Below are 18,205 nucleotides of genomic sequence, written 5' to 3'. Positions count from 1 at the left end.
CAGCCGCCCCTCAGCCCGCGTAGGGGCGCTCGGCGCGCGCGGCACGCAGCGCCCGGCCCCACCAGCTGAGCTGGCCGAGCATGCCCTTGGCCGCGCCCGCGCACACGTCGGCGTCGCGCGGGGTGCCGTCCTCGCCCAGGCCGGACCAGGGTCCGTGCAGGCTGACCGAGTCGCGCACGGTCACGGCGTGCAGTTCGGCGAAGACCAGCCGGAGCTGCTCCACCGCGCGCAGCCCGCCGCCGAGACCGCCGTACGACACGAAGCCGACCGGCTTGGCCTGCCACTCGCGGTGGTGCCAGTCGATGAGGTTCTTCAGGGCCGCCGGGAAGCTGTGGTTGTACTCGGGGGTGACGATCACGAACGCGTCGGCGGCGGCGAGCCTCGGTGACACGTCCCGCAGCGCGGCGACGGCCTCGGGGCTCGGGGTGCCGCCCCACCCGGGCAGCACCAGCGGCAGGTCCACCCCGGCGAGGTCGACGACGTCCAGGTCGAGGCCCGGGTCGGCGGCGGCCGTGGTGAGGAACCAGTCGGCGACGGCCCTCCCCAGCCGGCCCTCACGCACGCTGCCGACGATGACGGTGACGCGAAGCGCATCGGAAACGGACACAGTTGTCCCCCTTGTGGCGATTGCCGGTTCGGCGGTGACCGGTTCCGGTGACCGCCTCACCCTGAAAGTACAACGAGCGTTGTACGAATTACAACGCCCGTTGTACTTCGGCTAGGGTGGCCCGGTCACGACGGAAGGGCGGCAGGCGTGGGCGAGACGAACGAGTCCCGGCCGGCACGGGCACGGGGCGAGGTGTCACCCCGCAAGCTGCAGAAGCAGATGGCCATCGCGAGCGCGGCCTGCACGGTCTTCGGCCGCGAGGGCTACGCCCGCGCCTCGGTCGACGCGCTCGCCGCCGCGGCCGACGTCTCCACCCGCACGCTCTACAACCACTTCCCCGGCGGCAAGGCCCAGCTCTTCCAGACGGTCGTGACCTGGACGTCGAGCGAGGTCCGGGACGCCCAACTGGCACGCCTGCACGCCGTACTGGACCCGGAGCGCCCTCCGCACCCCGGCGACCTGGAACGTGACCTGGTGGCGCTGGCCCGCGCCTTCCACGGGCTCATGACCGACTACGCGAACCACTTCGCCCTGGTCCGGCACATCCACGCGGAGGCCGACCACGTCCCGCCCGAGGTCCTCGAGGCCTGGCACGAGGCCGGCCCGGAACCGGTCGGCCGGGCCCTCACCGAGGCGATGGCCCGCCTGGAGGACGCCGGTCTGCTGGACCTGCGCGGTGACGCGGGCGTGGCCGCCGGCCACTTCACGGCCCTGATCTCCCACCGCATCATCCAGACGACCCATTACGGCGTCCTGCCCCTGCCGGAAGCGGAGACGGACCGCCTGCTCAGGGCCGGGGTGAGCGCGTTCCTCAGGGCGTACGGGGCGCGGTAGCGGGGGCCGCCCCGGCCGGATCGGGCAGGAACAGCACCGTTCTGCGCCGTCCAGGGCTGTCCACGGGCTTCTGTGCCGGATCGCGCGGGACACCACCTTGTATGACCATGTTTGTGGTCTGTACCAGGACCGACCGGGCACCGTGCCCGCCGCCCGCCCGCATCACCGTGGAGGTCGCCGTGTCGGAATCCAACGTGACCGGCCAGGACACCGAGCCGTCCCGCGCCACGCGCCCGCGCCCGAGACCCCTCGTGTACGGCATGGGCGCGGCGCTCACCGGTGTGCTGGCCCTCGCCTCCTGCGGCACCGGCAACGACAACGGCGGCGGCGCCACCACCCGCACCCCGACCGCACCCGCCACGTCGAACTTCTCCGGCACCGTGCCGTCCGGCATGTCGTCCTGGGCGGAGTCGAGGAAGGCGGAGGCCAGCGCCTCCGCCTCCGCCGCGGCCTCGTCCGCCTCCGCCCGCGCCTCCGAGTTCGAGGCGTCCGTGTCCGCGGACACCGAACGCGCCCGTGCGGAGGCCCAGAAGCAGCTCGCCAAGGTGAAGGGGCGGGGCAACGCGACGAACGACGTCTCCATGACCGGCGTCCCCCTGTCGCAGACCCACAACGTGCGCGCGCTCCTCGTCACGATGACCAACCGCAGCGACAAGCCCGCGTCCTTCGCGGTCCAGGTGGACTTCAGCGACTCCCACGGCAAGGTCGTGGAGACCGTCGTCGTGGGGGCGCAGAACGTCAAGCCGGGGCAGAAGGCGGAGCGCTACGCCATCAGCCACAAGCCTCCCGAGCCCCATCTGACCGCCGAACTGGCCAAGGCGCAGAGGTACTGACGACGGAGGGGCCGGCACGGGCGTACCCGGCGGTGGAGGCTCCTGCCGAACACGACGGCGCCCGAGCCGGCCGAAGCCGTCCCGGGCGCTGTGCCGCGCGACGCGAGGGGTGACCCCCGGGTCCGCGGACGGTAGGCCGTGTGGGACTCGAACCCACAACCAAGGGATTAAAAGTCCCCTGCTCTGCCAATTGAGCTAACGGCCCGTGCGATGTTGCCTGTCCGAGCATAGCCGGACGAGGCCGTGTCGCCGATCGGGTATCGGGGACACGGCCCCGTCGGGTGGCGCCGGTATGGAGGGATGGTTACTTTTCGGCCGGGATGGGAGCCGGGACGGGGCGCCGGGCGAGGAACCAGTGGCGGGCGGAGGCCAGCCACCAGGTCGCCGCGAAGCCGAGGACGACCAGGACGGCGACCGGGGCGTAGTTGAACGTCTTCCAGGTGACCGGGGAGACCTGCGGCAGCATGAACAGGACGGTGATCGCCAGTACCCAGATCACCGAGATCACCCCGATGGGGCGGGACCAGCGGCCCAGGTGCCAGGGGCCGGGGGTGAACGCGGCGCCCTTGCGGACGCGGAGGAAGGTCGGGATGACGTACGCGATGTACAGGCCGATCACCGCGATGGACGTCACCGCCGCGTAGGCCGTCGTGTTGATCAGGTACGGCAGGCCCAGGGCCAGGGCGCCGAGCGCGGCCAGCCACACCGCCGCCACCGGGGTCCGGGTGCGCGGGCTGACCGTGTGCCAGACGTGGGAGAAGGGCAGCGCGCCGTCCCGCGAAAAGGCGTAGATCATACGGCTGTTGGCCGTGACCGAGGCCATGCCGCAGAAGAGCTGGGCCCCGATCACCACCAGCAGCAGGAGCTTGCCGGCCGTGGCACCGAGGGCGTCCAGGAGGATCTGGGCGGGCGGTGCGCCGGTGGGGGAGGTGAGGGCGCCGTCGTACGACTGGATCGCGAACGTGAAGCCCAGCAGGAGGACGAGGCCCGCGATCCACGACGTCCAGATGGAGCGGACGATGCCCTTCGGGCCCGCGGTGGCCGCGTCGTGCGTCTCCTCGGTCATGTGGGCGGAGGCGTCGTAGCCGGTGAAGGTGTACTGGGCCATCAGCAGACCCAGGAGCACCACGTACGGGGTACTGCCCCAGCCCGTCTCGTTGACGAAGTGCGTGAAGACGAAGGACGCCGACTGGTGGTGGTCGGGGACGAGCGCCAGCGCGCCGACGATCACCGCGACACCGAGGACGTGCCACCACACGCTCACGCTGTTCAGGAACGCGACGATCCGGACGCCGAAGGTGTTCAGCAGGCCGTGCAGGAGGAGGATCGCCGCGAACAGCAGCACCGTGCGGCCGGGGGTCACCCGGAAGCCGAACTGGAGGTTCAGCCAGGCGCCGAGGAAGGAGGCCGCGCCGAAGTCGATGCCGGCGGTCACCGCCACCTGGCCCAGCACGTTGAACCAGCCCGTGAACCACGCCCAGGCCGCCGCCGAACGCGGGGGCGCCAGGCGGTGCGCCCAGAAGTACAGGCCCGCCGAGGTGGGGTAGGCCGAGCAGATCTCGGCCATGGACAGGCCCACGAGCAGCGTCATCAGGCCCACCGCCACCCAGCCCCAGGTGATCACCGCGGGACCGCCGGTGGTCATGCCGAAGAGGTACAGGGTCAGGCAGCCGGACAGCACCGAGATGATCGTGAAGGAGACGGCGTAGTTCGAGAACGCCGACATACGGCGGGCGAGGACCTGGGTGTAGCCGAGCTGGGCCAGCCGTTCCTCGTCCGACAGGCCACCGGCGCTCACGTCATCTGTCATGCCCCCAGCAATTCCCTCACCGGGTGCGTGACATGCGTCACTCGGTGACCGGAAATCGATGGCCGGGGTACGCGCGAGGGCCCGTACGAACAGTGTCGTACGGGCCCTCGCCCTGTCTCACCCGGCGTCAGCCGATGCCGTGTCAGCCGTTGCGCTTCCAGCGCGGCTTGTCCTCGCGGCGGCCGAAGGAGCCGGTGCCGCGGTGGTCGTCACGACGGCCGTAGGGGCGGTCGTGACCGGCGGACCGGAAGCCCGGGCGGTCGTCGCGGCGGTCGCGGTTGAACGGACGGTCGCTGCCCCGGTGGCCACCGCGCTCGTCCCGGCGGAAGCCGCCCCGGTCGTCACGGCGGTCGAAGGAACGGCCACCGCGGTCACGGTCGAACGGACGGCGCTCGCCGCGGTCGTCACGGCGCTCGAAACCACGGCCGCCCCGGTCGTCGCGGCGGTCGTCACGGCGCTCGAAGGAACGGCCACCGCGGTCGTCACGACGGTCGTCACGACGCTCGAAGCCACGGTCGCGGTCCCGGTCGCGGTCGAAGGGACGGCGGTCGTCACGGCGCTCGAAGGAACGGCCACCACGGTCGTCACGACGGTCGTCACGACGCTCGAAACCACGGTCCCGGTCGCGGTCGCGGTCGAACGGACGGCGCTCGCCGCGGTCCTCGCGGCGCTCGAAGGAACGGCCACCCCGGTCGTCGCGGCGGTCGTCACGGCGCTCGGAGCCACGATCGCGGTCGAAGCCCCGCCGCTCCCGGCGCTCGTACGGCGCCGAGGCCGCCGGACGCTCCTCGCGCTCGGTCTCGCGCTGCACGGGCTCCTCGGCCACGGCGAGCTGCTCCGCCGCCGTAGCCTGGGCCTCGGCCACCGCGGCCTCCGGGTCGTCGCCACGCTCGCGGGCGACCCGGGCGACCAGCCGGTCGGCCTCCTCGCGCAGCTCGGTCGCGCGGCGCTGGGCGCGCTCCAGCTGCTTGGTGAGCTGGGCGACCTCGCGCTCGGCCTGCTGGGCGGCGTTGGCGGCGGACTCGGCCTGGACCTCGGTCATGGAGCGGGCGCCGGTGATCTCGGCGACCTCCGGGTCGAAGGCGGCGCCGCCCTGGATGATGTGGCGGGCCGCGTCGACGCCGGCGTCCTCCATGAGACGGAAGATCTGGCGCCGCTGGTGCGGCAGGGACAGCGACACGACCGTGCCGGTGCGGCCGGCACGGGCGGTGCGGCCCGCGCGGTGCAGGTAGTCCTTGTGGTCGCCGGCCGGGTCCACGTTGAGCACCAGGTCGATGCCGTCGACGTGGATGCCGCGCGCGGCGACGTCGGTGGCGACCAGGACGTTGACGTAACCGTCCTTGAAGTCGGCCAGGGTGCGGGTACGGGCGCCCTGGGTCATGCCACCGTGCAGCGCGTCGGCCTTCACGCCGGCCTCGCGCAGCTGCTCGGCGACGCGGTCGGCGCCCAGCTGGGTGCGGACGAAGATGATCGTGCGGCCCTTGCGGGAGGCGATGGCGGCGGTGACCGGCGCCTTGTCCTTGGGCTTCACGATGAGGATGTGGTGCGACATGGTCGTCACCGCGCCCTGGGCCGCGTCCACCTCGTGCAGGACGGGCTCGTTCAGGTAGCGGTCGACCAGGGTCTTGATCTCGTTCTCCATCGTGGCGGAGAAGAGCATGCGCTGGCCGCCGGCCGGCACCTGGTCGAGCAGCTCGGTGACCTCGGGAAGGAAGCCCAGGTCGGACATCTGGTCGGCCTCGTCCAGGACGGCGATCCGCACGTCCTCCAGGGAGCAGGCGCCGCGGTTGATGATGTCGCGCAGCCGGCCCGGGGTGGCGACGAGGATGTCGACACCGCGCTCCAGGGCGTAGATCTGGTTGCCCATGGAGGTGCCGCCGCAGACGACCTTCATCTTCAGGCCGAGGACGTCGCCGTACGGCTGGAGGGCGTCGGCGACCTGCATGGCCAGCTCACGGGTCGGGGTGAGGATGACCGCGCGGGGCTTGTGCTTCTGGGTACGGCCGCCCGCCAGCTGGGCCAGGGTCGGCAGGCCGAAGGAGAGGGTCTTGCCGGAGCCGGTGCGGCCACGGCCGAGGATGTCCTTGCCGGCCAGGGCGTCCGGGATGGTCGCGGCCTGGATCGGGAAGGGGGTCGTCACGCCGTTCTGTGCGAGCTTGCGCACGATGCCCTCGGGGAGGCCGAGGTCGGCGAAGGTGGTCTGGGGGGTGTCAGCGGCCTCGGGGGCCTGGGTGACCTCGGTCGTCTCGTCGACGAGTGCGTTCTCGATCTCGGTGGTGTTCTCGATCTCGATCTCGTTCTCGGACACGACGAACTGGTCAGTACTGGACACGGACATGCGAATGCGAAACCTTCCGGAGTCTCTTCGGCACGCGCCCGTCAACTCCGTGAATCGCTCACGACCGCCTCAATGCGGTCCGCCACGGCAAAGGAGAGTACGCGCCACACGGCGCGCTCTGTGGTGGCGCCGGGCAAATGGGATCAAACGATCTACCACCATACGCACCTACCACCCCCGAAGGCAAATGGAGCCGCAGAGGCACAGCTCACACTCGCCGTTCCGCCGCGCACGCGTCTACGCCGGTACGCCCGCCGCCGGTGCCGGCTCCCGCTGGACCAGCTGGGGGCCCGTCTCCTCGTGCGCCGACGAGGAGGGCTCGGCCGACGGGGGCTCGGTGACGGGTGGGGGCGGGGTGGAGGCCGGCGGTTCGGGCGGGGCGGAGGTCGCGGGGGGCGTCGGCGGCGCGTTCGTCGGCACCGGCTCGCCGGGCTCGGCGGTCTCGCCCGGCTCGGCCGGCGCGCGGGAGGCGCTGCGCGCGGCGGACGGGGTGGCCGACGCCGGGTCCTTCTTCCCCCGCTTCGCCCTGCCGCCGTGCCCGTGCTTGCCGTCACCGGCCCCGCCGCCTTCCCCGGCGAAGCCGCCCGCGCCGGCCACCGGGCCGCCGCCGGGCACCTCACCGCCGTGCTGCCCTGCCGAGTGGGAGGGCCGGGCCCTGCCCGCGTCGTCGCCCACGCTCACACAGCCGGCGGCGGCGGTGACGGCCAGTGCCGCGACGGCGAGACGGACGGGTACGTACAAGGGGCGCACGGTGGCCACCTCCGGGGGCAAGGAAAGGAGTCAACCTCCCCAACTCCAGCCGCCCGCAGGAGGACACGCGCCCGGTCCGCACCGACGCCCACGCCGGGTACCCGCCCCTCCACCGCACATGGCGGCGTGCCGGGCCGTGCGACTCGATCCCCACCGCCCGTGAGCACACGCGGGCCCGTGCGGTCATCAGCCCATCTGAACCGGACGCCCGGCCCCGCGGCCACGAGCATCGCGCACGCCTCATCGCCCGCGTGCCCCGGCGTGCTCAGCCGTAGCCGAGGGCGTGGAGGCGGGCGTCGTCGATTCCGAAGTGGTGGGCGATCTCGTGCACCACGGTCACCTCGGTCTCCGCGACGACGTCCTCGCGGCTGTCGCACATCCTGAGCGTGGGCCCGCGGTAGACGGTGATCCGGTCCGGCAGGACACCGGCGTACCACTCACCCCGCTCGGTGAGCGGGGTGCCCTCGTAGAGCCCGAGCAGCTCGGGGTCGTCGGCGGGCGGCTCGTCCTCCACGAACACGGCCACGTTGTCCATGAGCCGCGTCAGCTCCGGCGGAATCCGGTCGAGCGCCTCGGCGACCAGTTCCTCGAACTCCTCGCGCGTCATCTCCAGCACAGGGTCATTGTCCGGTAACACCGCCGCATATCCACCAGTGGACCTGGGCATACGGCACCAATGGCACGTCCCGCGTCCCCGTCGCAGCCCTGAGCACCATGCTGAACCGGACCCCGAACCGCCCACGTCCCGCCCGCCGCCATCCCCTGCCCGCCCTGGAACTCGCCGCCCGCCCCAGCCCCTGGCTGCGGGCCCTGGGGCTCACCACGGTCGTCCTCGTCGGCGCCTGGCTGGGTCTGCTGGTCGTCGGCAACGTCCGGGCCCCGGTCGGCCCGATGGACACGACGATGGCGCTGCGCCCCTCCCTCAGCGGCGGCACGAAGATCAACGTGTCCCCGCTGGGCTCGCTCAGCCTCGACAGCCACGTGGCGCCGGTCCGCCTGGACGTGAACGTCGACCAGCTGGACCCACTGCGCTCACAGGCGCTGGTCGACCACCCCGAGCGGCTCTCCGGTCTTCAGGACGAGGTCACCCGGGACGTCGAGCACGGCACGCTGGACCTGGCCGTGCGCTCCTGCGTCGCCGTGGTCTCCGGGGCCACGGCTCTCGGGCTGGCCGTGTACCGCCGCCCGCGCCGGGCCGTGGCCGCCGGCGGGCTGGCCCTGGCCCTGCTGGCCGCCTCCGCCGCGTCGGCGTACGCCACCTGGAACCCGAAGTCGGTCCTGGAGCCGCGCTTCTCCGGACTGCTCAGCTCGGCGCCGTCGGTGGTCGGCAACGCCCGCAGCATCGTCACGGAGTTCGACGTGTACCAGAAGGAGCTGGCACGCCTGGTGACGAACGTGACGAAGCTCTACGACGTCACCTCCACCCTCCCCGCCTACCGGCCGGACCCCTCCACGATCCGCGTCCTGCACGTGTCGGACATCCATCTGAACCCGGCGAGCTGGAAGATCATCGGCTCGCTGGTGGAGCAGTACAAGGTGGACGTGATCGTCGACTCCGGCGACACGATGGATCACGGTACGGCGGCGGAGAACGGCTTCCTCGACCCGATCCGGGACCTGGGCGTGCCGTACGTCTGGGTGCGCGGCAACCATGACTCGCGGACGACCCAGCACTACCTGGAGCGCATGAAGAACGTGCACGTCCTGGACGACGGGCGGGCGGAGACGGTGGCGGGCCTGCGGTTCGCGGGCATCGGTGATCCGCAGTTCACCCCCGACCGCTCGACGGCGCCCGGCAGCGCCGCGTCCGAGCAGCTGGCGGGCGACCGGCTGGCCAGCGCCCTGCGCGATCAGCGGACGGCCGGCACCCCCGTGGACGTGGCGGTCGCGCACGAGCCGTCCGCCGCCCGGGAGACGGACGGCACGGTGCCGCTGGTGCTGTGCGGGCATCTGCACCACGAGGGGACGGAGCTGCTGCGGTACGGCACCCGGCTGCGCATGGAGGGCTCGACCGGTGGCAGCGGACTGCGGGCGGTGGAGCACGAGTACCCGGCCCCGATCGAGGCGTCGATCCTCTACTTCGACCGGGACAGCCGCAGGCTGCAGGCCTGGGACGCGATCAAGCTGGGCGGCCTGGGGCTGACGACGGCCGAGGTCAGCCGTCATCTGGCGGACGACAACCAACCGGGCGCCATCGGCACCTCACGGTCCCCTTCCCCGACTCCTCCCAGCACCTCGCCGTAAACCGTTTTGGCGATACCCCTCGCCATCCCATATGCTTCTCACGTCCCCGACGCGCTGAGAAGCGCCCAGGCGGGCCGATAGCCCTCATCGTCTAGCGGCCTAGGACGCCGCCCTTTCAAGGCGGTAGCACGGGTTCGAATCCCGTTGGGGGCACGCAATACCGTGTGCGACACTGTTGCACGCAAGCTTGGTCCTGTGGAGCAGTTTGGAGTGCTCGCCACCCTGTCAAGGTGGAGGCCGCGGGTTCAAATCCCGTCAGGACCGCTGGTGTTTCACGTGAAACACCGTGGCTGGGTAGCTCAGTTGGTACGAGCGTCCGCCTGAAAAGCGGAAGGTCGCCGGTTCGACCCCGGCCCCAGCCACAACCGCCCTCATCAGGGCTTGAGCCCCTCTCCAGGATCCCTGGAGAGGGGCTCTCTGTATCGGGACCACGTTCAGCGGGGAGACATGGGCCGGGACCAGGGCAGAGTCGCGCAGGACACCGAGCTGGAGAAGGACCGTGCCCGGTACGGGCTGCTCGCGGTCGTCGTCAGCAATCTGGCGATCGCCGCGGTCGCCGTCTTCGGTGTGTGGCAGCTCGACGGGGACAAGGCGGTGATCGTCGGCATCCTCACCGCCGCGTTCACCGCTGTCAGCAGCACGACCACGGCCTACCTGGGCATCAAGGCCGTCTCCAACACCGCGAGGTCGATCGCCCTCGGCAACGGCCCGGCCCGCCGGCACACCGAGGACACCCCGCCGGCCCCGCCCGCCCAGCGCGTCCCCTAGGCGGCGTGGGCCGGCTGCCTCGGTCTGCCGCCCGGGTGGCGGTGCCGCCAGATCAGGAAGACCGCGCAGGAGACGACCGCCCAGCCCGCCAGCACCAGGAACGGGAACGCGTGCTGGTGCCCGCGGAAGTACACCGCCGTGTGCTGGGCGTTCACCGAGGCACCGGGCGGCAGCCAGCGGCCGATGGTCCCCAGCACGGACGGCAGCAGGGGCCAGGAGACGGCACCTCCGGACGACGGGTTGCCCAGCAGCACCATCAGCCCCCACGTCGGCAGCATGGCCCAGCGCCCGAACAGGGTGTTGAACATCGTGAAGACCATGCCCGAGGTGAACATCGTGAAGGTGAGGATCGCCCAGGACTCCACGAACGGCAGCCGTAGCGCCCCCAGCAGCCAGTCCACCACCGCGGCGATCGTGAACCCGCCGAGCACGGCATAGGCGACGGTGAAGCAGATCCGCTCCAGCGGATTGAGCGCCGACGCGTGCACGCTGAGCTGGATGGCGCCGACGAATCCGATGATCACGGCGGCCAGGGAGATGTAGAAGATGGCCAGTCCTCTCGGGTCGCCCTTCTGCAACGGCTTCAGGTCGTGGAGCACCACGGTGACGCCGGTGGCCTTGCCGACCTTCAACGCCGCCTCCCCCAGCACCTGCGCCACCGTCGCGCCGGAGGCCCCCGACACGTCGACGGTGATCGTCCGGCCACCGGAGGGCGCGTCGACCACCGCGAAGACCTCCTGCTGGTCCACCGCCCGTACCGCGTCCTCCCGGTTGTCGTACGGCCGCAGCTTCAGGGAGGCGCCGAGCGCCTTCTCCATGCCGTCGACGAACCGGCGGGCCCCGGGCTGGTCGTAGGCGCCCGTCACCGCCGTGGGGATGCTGTGCGGGGTCGGGTTCGCCATGGCGTACGTGTAGGACCCGGCGAAGAAGCCGGCCGCGACGGAGATGATCAGGAGCAGGACCGTGGCGGGGAGGAAGGGGGATGCCTTGAACGCCGCCCAGCGCTCCGCGCGGGTCGGGGGGCGGCCGTGGTCTCCGTGGAGGGAATCAGGCATATCGACCACGCTAGGTCATGCCGTGACATCACGCCCCGGTCAAATCGTTCGCTTGTTTTTCGCCCCAGGTGAGATCCTGGATCGCGTATGTCTACGCATCCCGCTCCCGCCCTCGGCACCCTCGCACCCCGTCTGACCGAGCTGTCGCTGCGCGACGCGCACCGGCTCGGGCGGCGGCTGGAGGGCGCACGCAAGATCCGTAAGCCGGAGGCCCGTGCCGCCGTCCTCGCCGAGATCGACGGCGAGATCGGCAAGGCAGAGGCCCGGATGGCCGAGCGGCGCTCACGCGTGCCCGCCGTCACCTACCCCGAACAGCTGCCGGTCAGCCAGAAGAAGGACGAGATCGCGGCCGCCATCCGCGATCACCAGGTCGTCATCGTGGCCGGTGAGACCGGTTCCGGCAAGACCACCCAGATCCCGAAGATCTGCCTGGAGCTGGGCCGGGGCGTGCGCGGCATGATCGGGCACACCCAGCCCCGCCGGATCGCCGCCCGGACCGTCGCCGAGCGGGTCGCGGAGGAGCTGAGGACGCCCCTCGGCGAGTCCGTCGGCTGGAAGGTGCGGTTCACCGACCAGGTGAACCCGGACGCCACCTTCATCAAGCTGATGACGGACGGCATCCTGCTCGCCGAGATCCAGACCGACCGCGAGCTGCGCGCCTACGACACGATCATCATCGACGAGGCCCACGAGCGGTCCCTCAACATCGACTTCCTGCTGGGCTACCTCGCCCAGCTGCTGCCGAAGCGGCCCGACCTGAAGGTCGTCATCACCTCGGCCACCATCGACCCGGAGCGCTTCTCCCGGCACTTCGGCGACGCCCCGATCGTCGAGGTCAGCGGGCGGACGTATCCCGTGGAGGTGCGCTACCGGCCGCTCCTCGAAGAGGACTCGGACGACGCCGACCGGGACCAGATCACCGCCATCTGCGACGCCGTCGAGGAACTCCAGGCCGAGGGCCCGGGCGACATCCTCGTCTTCCTCTCCGGCGAGCGGGAGATCCGGGACACCGCGGACGCGCTGGAGAAGAGGAAGTACCGCTTCACCGAGGTGCTGCCCCTGTACGCCCGGCTCTCGCACGCCGAGCAGCACCGGGTCTTCCAGCCGCACACCGGGCGCAGGATCGTTCTGGCGACCAACGTCGCCGAGACCTCCCTGACCGTGCCGGGCATCAAGTACGTCATCGATCCCGGCTTCGCCCGGATCAGCCGCTACAGCCACCGCACCAAGGTCCAGCGGCTGCCCATCGAGCCGGTCAGCCAGGCCAGCGCCAACCAGCGCAAGGGCCGCTGCGGCCGTACGTCCGACGGCATCTGCATCCGCCTGTACTCCGAGGACGACTTCCTCGCCCGCCCGGAGTTCACCGACGCGGAGATCCTGCGGACGAACCTGGCCTCCGTCATCCTCCAGATGACCGCGGCCGGCCTCGGCGACATCGACAAGTTCCCCTTCATCGACCCGCCGGACCACCGCAACATCCGCGACGGCGTGCAGCTCCTCCAGGAGCTGGGCGCGCTGGACCCGGCGCAGAAGGACCCCCGCAAGCGGCTCACCGAGACCGGCCGCAAGCTGGCCCAGCTGCCCGTCGACCCCCGTCTGGCCCGGATGGTCCTGGAGGCCGACAAGAACGGCTGCGTCCGCGAGGTCATGGTCATCGCCGCCGCGCTGTCCATCCAGGACCCGCGCGAGCGCCCGGCCGAGAAGCAGACCCAGGCCGACCAGCAGCACGCCCGCTTCAAGGACGAGACCAGCGACTTCCTCGCCTATCTCAACCTGTGGCGGTACGTCCGCGAGCAGCAGCGCGAGCGCGGCTCGTCGTCCTTCCGCCGGATGTGCAAGCAGGAGTACCTGAACTTCCTGCGCATCCGCGAATGGCAGGACATCTACACCCAGCTGCGCACGGTCGCCAAGCAGATGGGCATCCACCTCAACGACGACGAGGCCCCCGCCGACCGCATCCACGTCTCCCTCCTCGCCGGCCTCCTCTCCCACATCGGGATGAAGGACGTGAAGGACGGCAACAAGAACGAGTACCTGGGCGCCCGCAACGCCAAGTTCGCCGTCTTCCCGGGCTCGGCGCTGTTCAGGAAGCAGCCGAAGTTCGTGATGTCGGCCGAGCTGGTGGAGACGAGCCGCCTCTGGGCGCGGGTCAACGCCAGGATCGAGCCGGAGTGGGTCGAGCCGCTGGCCGGGCACCTGCTCAAGCGGACGTACAGCGAACCGCACTGGGAGAAGGACCAGGCGGCCGTGATGGCGTACGAGAAGGTCACGCTGTACGGCGTGCCGATCGTCGCCCAGCGGAAGGTGAACTACGGCCGGATCGACCCCGAGGTCTCCCGCGAGCTGTTCATCCGCAACGCGCTCGTGGAGGGCGACTGGCGCACGCACCACAAGTTCTTCGCCGACAACCGCAAGCTGCTCAGCGAGGTCGAGGAGCTGGAGCACCGCGCCCGGCGCCGGGACATCGTGGTCGACGACGACACGCTCTTCGACTTCTACGACCAGCGGGTGCCCGAACACGTCGTCTCGGGCGCCCACTTCGACTCCTGGTGGAAGCGGAAGCGGCACGAGCAGCCGGACTTCCTGGACTTCGAGCGGGAGATGCTCATCCGGGAGTCGGCGGAGGCGGTCACCAAGGCCGACTATCCCGACACCTGGCGGCAGGGGCAGCTGAAGTTCCGGGTGACGTACCAGTTCGAGCCGGGTGCGGACGCCGACGGTGTGACGGTCCACATCCCGCTCCAGGTCCTCAACCAGGTCACGGACGAGGGCTTCGACTGGCAGATCCCGGGCCTGCGCGAGGAGGTGGTGACGGAACTGATCCGCTCCCTGCCGAAGCCGATCCGCCGCCACTACGTGCCGGCGCCGAACTACGCGAAGGCGTTCCTGGAGAGGGCGGTGCCCCTCCAGGAGCCGCTGACCGTCACGATGGCGCGCGAGCTGAAGCGGATGGTCGGCGTTCCGTTCGAGGCGGAGGACTTCGACTGGGCCAAGGTCCCCGACCATTTGAAGATCACGTTCCGGATCGTCGACGAGCGGCGCCGGAAGCTGGCCGAGGACAAGGACCTGGAGGCGCTGAAGCTCCGGCTGAAGCCGAAGGCACGCCAGGCCCTGTCGCAGGCCGCGGCGGCGACCGCGTCCCGCGAGGGCGGGGAGTCCCTGGAGCGCAAGGGCCTGACGAACTGGACGATCGGCACCCTCACCCGCGTCTTCGAGACACGCCGGGCCGGCCAGCCGGTCAAGGCCTACCCGGCACTGGTGGACGACGGCGACACGGTCTCCGTCCGCCTCTTCGACACGGAGGCGGAACAGGCGGAGGCCATGTGGAAGGGCACCCGCCGGCTGATCCTGCGCAACATCCCGGTCAATCCCGCGAAGTTCGCGTCCGAGAAGCTGACGAACGCCCAGAAACTCGCCCTCTCGGCCAACCCCCACGGCTCGATCCAGGCCCTGTTCGACGACTGCGCGATGGCCGCGGCGGACAAGCTGATCGCGGACTTCGGGGGGCCGGCGTGGGACGAGGAGTCGTACCGGAAGCTGTACGACAAGGTGCGCGCGGAGATCGTGGACACCACCGTCCGTACGGTCGCCCAGGTGCAGCAGGTCCTCGCCGCCTGGCAGGCCTGTGAGCGCCGCCTGAAGGCCGTGAGCAGCCCGGCCCTGCTCGCGAACCTGACGGACGTCCGCAAGCAGCTGGACGCCCTTGTGAAGCCCGGTTTCGTCACCTGGGCGGGCATACGGCGCCTGCCGGACCTGCTGCGCTACCTGGTGGCCGCGGACCGGCGCCTGCAGCAGATGCCGACGAACGTCCAACGGGACACCACGCGCATGGAGAAGGTCCACGAGATGCAGGACGAGTACGCCTGGCTCCTGGAACAGCTCCCGAAGGGCCGCCCGGTGCCGGCCGACGTCCTGGACATCCGCTGGATGCTGGAGGAGTTGCGGGTCAGCTACTTCGCCCACGCGCTGGGCACGGCGTACCCCGTCTCCGACAAGCGGATCGTCAAGGCGATCGACGCGGCCGTGCCGTAACCGCTCCCGCACGGAGGGTGAGTTCGACCAGGGGCCTCGCCCTCCTGTACAGTCTCTTCTCGCAGCGCAACGCAGGAAAAAGCGCCGCGAGCAAGGTCCTGTGGAGCAGTTTGGAGTGCTCGCCACCCTGTCAAGGTGGAGGCCGCGGGTTCAAATCCCGTCAGGACCGCATCACGACCGAGGCCCGCATCCCGCAAGGGAGAGCGGGCCTCAGTCGTATCCCCACCAAGCCCAGCCAAAGACCCGCACCCCACGGAGGGCAGCGGGCTCGGGCGCACCCGAGCCAGAGGCCGCGCCCGCGGCGGAGCCGCCATCCCGACACGGCAAACACCGCCAGGACCGCACCCACACCGAGGCCCGCGTCCCGCAAGGGACAGCGGGCCTCAGTCGTGTCCTCCACCAAGCCCAGCCGGCGGTCCGCACCCCACGGAGGGCAGTGGGCCCCGGGCGTGTCGTCGGGCAGGGAACCGGCCCGTCCGCGCCGGCGCCCCGCGGAGCGGCCGAACCGGCGGAGCACGCGCCGTCTTGACGGCGTCCCATTCCGCCGGTACTCAGGGAGCAGGGCTCGTTCCCTCTGCACGGCCCCGGAGGTGGCGTATGACGGCGTCGGTCAGGCACGAGACGCGGGCGCTCCTGAGGGCGCATCTGTCGGCCGCCTCGTCCTACCGGCACCTCACCCGCCACTGTCCGATCTGCCACCGCCTGCTGCGGCTCGCGATGGACGGCGCCCCGCAGGCCCGGGAGGCCGAGCAGGAGGCCCCCGAGGACGGCGCGGCCGTCCGTCGCGTCTGACCCCCGCCGGCCCCAACCTCCTTACAGGCGTGGGAGTCTGGGGCGCGCGCCCCGCACGGACGCTCCTCTAACGCATGCGGGCCGCGAGCAACAAGCGTCCGGGCGTGTGACGGGAGTCACCGCATGAGTTTTTGAAACAGCGGTACTTACCCCCCTCATACAACGGGTCAATTTAATATGTGCAATTGCACCGCTCCCAGAGGTCGCACACAGCGGTTCCGACACCCCTCCCCAGACTCCGACAGGGACGCTCACAAGCGCCACCCACACCCCCCGACCTGCGCACAAAAAAGATCGCGCTGGACCCGGCGGAGTCCAGCGCGATCGACGACGCACCCTGTACAGCTTGCCTATGACGTTCTCTTCGGCCTGGGCGAGGGTCCTGTTGGGGCAGGTCCCGCGTCGCTTGGAGCCAGGGTTTCGGGCGCCTCGGCCGGTTGGGGGAACCGACCGTCTTGCCCGGTTATGAAGTTGTTCAGGCCTCGCTGCGCTGCTGCGGGATTCCCGCGAGCAGGGCGCGGACCTCGGCCTCGCGGTAACGGCGGTGCCCGCCGAGCGTACGGATGGACGTGAGCTTGCCGGCCTTCGCCCACCGCGTGACCGTCTTGGGGTCGACGCGGAACATGGTGGCGACCTCAGCCGGGGTCAGCAGCGGCTCGGCATCAGGGGTGCGAGCGGTCATGAGCGGCCTCCTCGGGAGAACCGAACCTTCTCGGTTCTTTCCTCTAAATTCTGCACCTTGACCCGCGTTGCCCGAAATGGCGGACGCGAGTCGAGTCGGTTATAGGACGAACGGCTTGTCCTCGGCACTACAACTACACCATCTGTCCAGCCGCGTCGGCCAAACCGATGGAATTGCCCTCCCAGGTGTTCATCAGCGACGGAAGCCGATGGACCATGCCATAGCGGACAGTCACGCCACTGTGACGATCAGTCACAGGACGATCAGAGGTCACCAGACCCCCCAAAGCGTGCAATGCTGAGAATCCGCCCATCATGGAACACAGTTGGACGGATGGAGTCCTCCCCGGACTCCTTGTCCTATTTTGGCACGAGGGATGCCAAGAGACGCAAGAGCCGGGTAAGTGCCGTCCATCACCCTTGGGACGTACGTCCGGATCGGGTCCGACGCCCCGTCAGATGGCCGGGTGGGTAGAACGTACGTCCTCCATCACCCATTTGACCGTGACGTACCTCACTCAGTTCGCGGAGCGCCGGTCCCGTACCGCCCGCCACCGCTCCACGAGGCGCCCGTACGCCTCTCCGGCCGCCGCCCCGTCTCCCCGGCGCAGCGCCTCGATCCCGGCCGCCACGTCCGCCGCCGAGTGGTCGCCCTCCAGCTCGCCGGCCGGCAGCACGTGCACCAGGCCGCCGTAGTCCAGCTCCACCAGCGAGCGCGGGTGGAACTCCTCCAGCCAGCGGCCGACGTCGACCAGGCCGTCGATCAGCGGGCCCTCCTCGACGGCGTCCTTCAGCGTGCGCAGCGCCCGCGCCACCCGGCGCCGGGCCTGCACCATCGGCGTGCGGTAGCGCAGCACCGGGGGCACGTCGGCGGTCCCCTTGTCGTACCGCCGCTCCTCGTCCGAGACCAGCACGAACCAGTTCAGCGGCACCTGCCAGGTCGCCGTGCGGATCCACGGGCGCGCGTCCGGGTTGCGGGCGAGCCAGCGCTCGTAGTCCTGGGCGGCCTGCCGGCGCACCACCGGCGGCAGCACCGCGTCCAGCACCGGCGGGGGCAGCTCCCCGGCCAGCTCCTCCAGGGCCTGCCAGCCCCGCAGCCGGGTCCGCCAGGGACACACGCAGACCACCCCGTCGACCTCCAGCACGAAGGCGTCGCCGCTCTCGTGCACCGGCACCGCGATCGGCGGGACCGGCAGCAGGCCGGCCAGGGAGCGACGCAGCTCGTCCTGGTACGAGGGGCGGTCGGAGCGGCGGGCGTAGCGCTCCCAGTGGCCGCGCTCCGGCTCCGGGAAGGCGCCGAGCGGCTCGTACACGCGCAGGTACGCGGCATAGGGGACGACCACGGAGGACACCTTCGGCACGCCTGCTCCCTCCCCATCGGACCCGGCTCGAAACCACTGCAAATCGTGTCACGCCCATACGTGCACAGAGGGCCTCGGAGAGTGATCCTGAACACTGCGC

The 18,205-nt window shown here is 70.9% G+C and carries 14 protein-coding genes and 5 tRNA genes; 10 read left to right on the top strand and 9 right to left on the bottom strand.

What is annotated here, in order from left to right; genetic code table 11:
* Positions 1 to 10 precede the first annotated feature (10 nt).
* A complete protein-coding gene (locus AB0946_RS33975; RefSeq protein WP_366764521.1) occupies positions 11 to 607 on the bottom strand; it encodes an NAD(P)H-dependent oxidoreductase in 597 nt (198 codons plus the stop codon).
* Positions 608 to 754: 147 nt separating this feature from the next.
* On the opposite strand from AB0946_RS33975, the gene AB0946_RS33970 reads away from it, so the two are divergent.
* Together AB0946_RS33970 and AB0946_RS33965 are read left to right on the top strand one after the other, a co-directional pair.
* Positions 755 to 1,441, top strand: a complete 687-nt coding sequence (locus AB0946_RS33970; RefSeq protein ID WP_366764519.1) for a TetR/AcrR family transcriptional regulator C-terminal domain-containing protein — start codon at positions 755 to 757, stop codon at positions 1,439 to 1,441.
* Positions 1,442 to 1,620: 179 nt separating this feature from the next.
* Positions 1,621 to 2,274: a hypothetical protein gene (locus tag AB0946_RS33965; protein ID WP_366764518.1), complete on the top strand. Its 654-nt coding sequence runs from the start codon at positions 1,621 to 1,623 to the stop codon at positions 2,272 to 2,274.
* Positions 2,275 to 2,406: 132 nt separating this feature from the next.
* Here AB0946_RS33965 and AB0946_RS33960 read toward each other — a convergent pair.
* The 5 genes from AB0946_RS33960 to AB0946_RS33940 all read right to left on the bottom strand — a co-directional run bounded on the left by AB0946_RS33960 (position 2,407) and on the right by AB0946_RS33940 (position 7,788).
* A tRNA-Lys gene (locus AB0946_RS33960) sits at positions 2,407 to 2,479 on the bottom strand.
* A gap of 99 nt (positions 2,480 to 2,578) precedes the next feature.
* The gene (locus AB0946_RS33955) at positions 2,579 to 4,084 is read right to left on the bottom strand and encodes an amino acid permease (protein WP_366764517.1); all 1,506 of its coding nucleotides are present in this window, start codon (positions 4,082 to 4,084) and stop codon (positions 2,579 to 2,581) included.
* A gap of 142 nt (positions 4,085 to 4,226) precedes the next feature.
* Positions 4,227 to 6,422: a DEAD/DEAH box helicase gene (locus tag AB0946_RS33950; RefSeq protein ID WP_366764516.1), complete on the bottom strand. Its 2,196-nt coding sequence runs from the start codon at positions 6,420 to 6,422 to the stop codon at positions 4,227 to 4,229.
* Between the two features lie 237 nt (positions 6,423 to 6,659).
* A complete protein-coding gene (locus AB0946_RS33945) occupies positions 6,660 to 7,172 on the bottom strand; it encodes a hypothetical protein (protein WP_366764515.1) in 513 nt (170 codons plus the stop codon).
* 265 nt (positions 7,173 to 7,437) lie between these two features.
* On the bottom strand, positions 7,438 to 7,788 hold the full coding sequence (locus AB0946_RS33940) for a metallopeptidase family protein (protein ID WP_058081062.1): 351 nt from the start codon (positions 7,786 to 7,788) through the stop codon (positions 7,438 to 7,440).
* A 98-nt stretch (positions 7,789 to 7,886) separates the two neighbouring features.
* Between AB0946_RS33940 and AB0946_RS33935 the strand changes: the two genes are divergently transcribed.
* From AB0946_RS33935 to AB0946_RS33915, 5 genes are all read left to right on the top strand, one after another.
* Complete coding sequence (locus AB0946_RS33935) at positions 7,887 to 9,416, top strand: metallophosphoesterase (protein WP_366764514.1); 1,530 nt, start codon at positions 7,887 to 7,889, stop codon at positions 9,414 to 9,416.
* Positions 9,417 to 9,496: 80 nt separating this feature from the next.
* A tRNA-Glu gene (locus tag AB0946_RS33930) sits at positions 9,497 to 9,569 on the top strand.
* 36 nt (positions 9,570 to 9,605) lie between these two features.
* Positions 9,606 to 9,680, top strand: a tRNA-Asp gene (locus AB0946_RS33925).
* Positions 9,681 to 9,704: 24 nt separating this feature from the next.
* Positions 9,705 to 9,778 (top strand) — tRNA-Phe (locus AB0946_RS33920).
* Positions 9,779 to 9,863: 85 nt separating this feature from the next.
* The gene (locus tag AB0946_RS33915; RefSeq protein WP_366764513.1) at positions 9,864 to 10,184 is read left to right on the top strand and encodes a hypothetical protein; all 321 of its coding nucleotides are present in this window, start codon (positions 9,864 to 9,866) and stop codon (positions 10,182 to 10,184) included.
* Here the strand turns inward: AB0946_RS33915 and AB0946_RS33910 are convergent.
* Positions 10,181 to 11,239, bottom strand: coding sequence for an ABC transporter permease (locus tag AB0946_RS33910; RefSeq protein ID WP_366764512.1), 1,059 nt, complete (start codon positions 11,237 to 11,239; stop codon positions 10,181 to 10,183). The two genes, AB0946_RS33915 and AB0946_RS33910, sit on opposite strands and share 4 nt — an antisense overlap.
* 87 nt (positions 11,240 to 11,326) lie before the next feature.
* Here AB0946_RS33910 and hrpA point away from each other — a divergent pair, with 87 nt between their 5' ends.
* The 3 genes from hrpA to AB0946_RS33895 all read left to right on the top strand — a co-directional run bounded on the left by hrpA (position 11,327) and on the right by AB0946_RS33895 (position 16,063).
* Positions 11,327 to 15,271 (top strand): ATP-dependent RNA helicase HrpA, encoded by a 3,945-nt coding sequence (gene hrpA / locus AB0946_RS33905; RefSeq protein ID WP_366764511.1) that lies wholly within the window; start codon positions 11,327 to 11,329, stop codon positions 15,269 to 15,271.
* A gap of 94 nt (positions 15,272 to 15,365) precedes the next feature.
* Positions 15,366 to 15,440 (top strand) — tRNA-Asp (locus AB0946_RS33900).
* A gap of 428 nt (positions 15,441 to 15,868) precedes the next feature.
* On the top strand, positions 15,869 to 16,063 hold the full coding sequence (locus tag AB0946_RS33895) for a DUF6274 family protein (protein WP_366764510.1): 195 nt from the start codon (positions 15,869 to 15,871) through the stop codon (positions 16,061 to 16,063).
* Between the two features lie 475 nt (positions 16,064 to 16,538).
* Here the strand turns inward: AB0946_RS33895 and bldC are convergent, their stop codons facing one another.
* Both bldC and AB0946_RS33885 read right to left on the bottom strand, forming a co-directional pair.
* Positions 16,539 to 16,745 (bottom strand): developmental transcriptional regulator BldC, encoded by a 207-nt coding sequence (gene bldC / locus AB0946_RS33890; RefSeq protein WP_003949541.1) that lies wholly within the window; start codon positions 16,743 to 16,745, stop codon positions 16,539 to 16,541.
* Positions 16,746 to 17,262: 517 nt separating this feature from the next.
* On the bottom strand, positions 17,263 to 18,105 hold the full coding sequence (locus tag AB0946_RS33885; RefSeq protein ID WP_366764509.1) for a hypothetical protein: 843 nt from the start codon (positions 18,103 to 18,105) through the stop codon (positions 17,263 to 17,265).
* Positions 18,106 to 18,205 lie beyond the last annotated feature (100 nt).

The organism is Streptomyces sp. NPDC046870 (assembly GCF_040704595.1).
GTDB lineage: Bacteria > Actinomycetota > Actinomycetes > Streptomycetales > Streptomycetaceae > Streptomyces > Streptomyces argyrophylli.
Note: the sequence above shows the minus strand (reverse complement) of the source record. Positions and strands in the feature narration are given on the sequence as shown.

Excerpts from the sequence above, each read along its gene's own strand:
- AB0946_RS33955 (WP_366764517.1), bottom strand. The coding sequence starts at position 4,084 with ATGACAGATGACGTGAGCGCCGGTGGCCTGTCGGACGAGGAACGGCTG.
- AB0946_RS33950 (WP_366764516.1), bottom strand. The coding sequence starts at position 6,422 with ATGTCCGTGTCCAGTACTGACCAGTTCGTCGTGTCCGAGAACGAGATC.
- AB0946_RS33935 (WP_366764514.1), top strand. The coding sequence starts at position 7,887 with ATGCTGAACCGGACCCCGAACCGCCCACGTCCCGCCCGCCGCCATCCC.
- AB0946_RS33915 (WP_366764513.1), top strand. The coding sequence starts at position 9,864 with ATGGGCCGGGACCAGGGCAGAGTCGCGCAGGACACCGAGCTGGAGAAG.
- AB0946_RS33910 (WP_366764512.1), bottom strand. The coding sequence starts at position 11,239 with ATGCCTGATTCCCTCCACGGAGACCACGGCCGCCCCCCGACCCGCGCG.
- hrpA (WP_366764511.1), top strand. The coding sequence starts at position 11,327 with ATGTCTACGCATCCCGCTCCCGCCCTCGGCACCCTCGCACCCCGTCTG.
- AB0946_RS33895 (WP_366764510.1), top strand. The coding sequence starts at position 15,869 with ATGACGGCGTCGGTCAGGCACGAGACGCGGGCGCTCCTGAGGGCGCAT.
- bldC (WP_003949541.1), bottom strand. The coding sequence starts at position 16,745 with ATGACCGCTCGCACCCCTGATGCCGAGCCGCTGCTGACCCCGGCTGAG.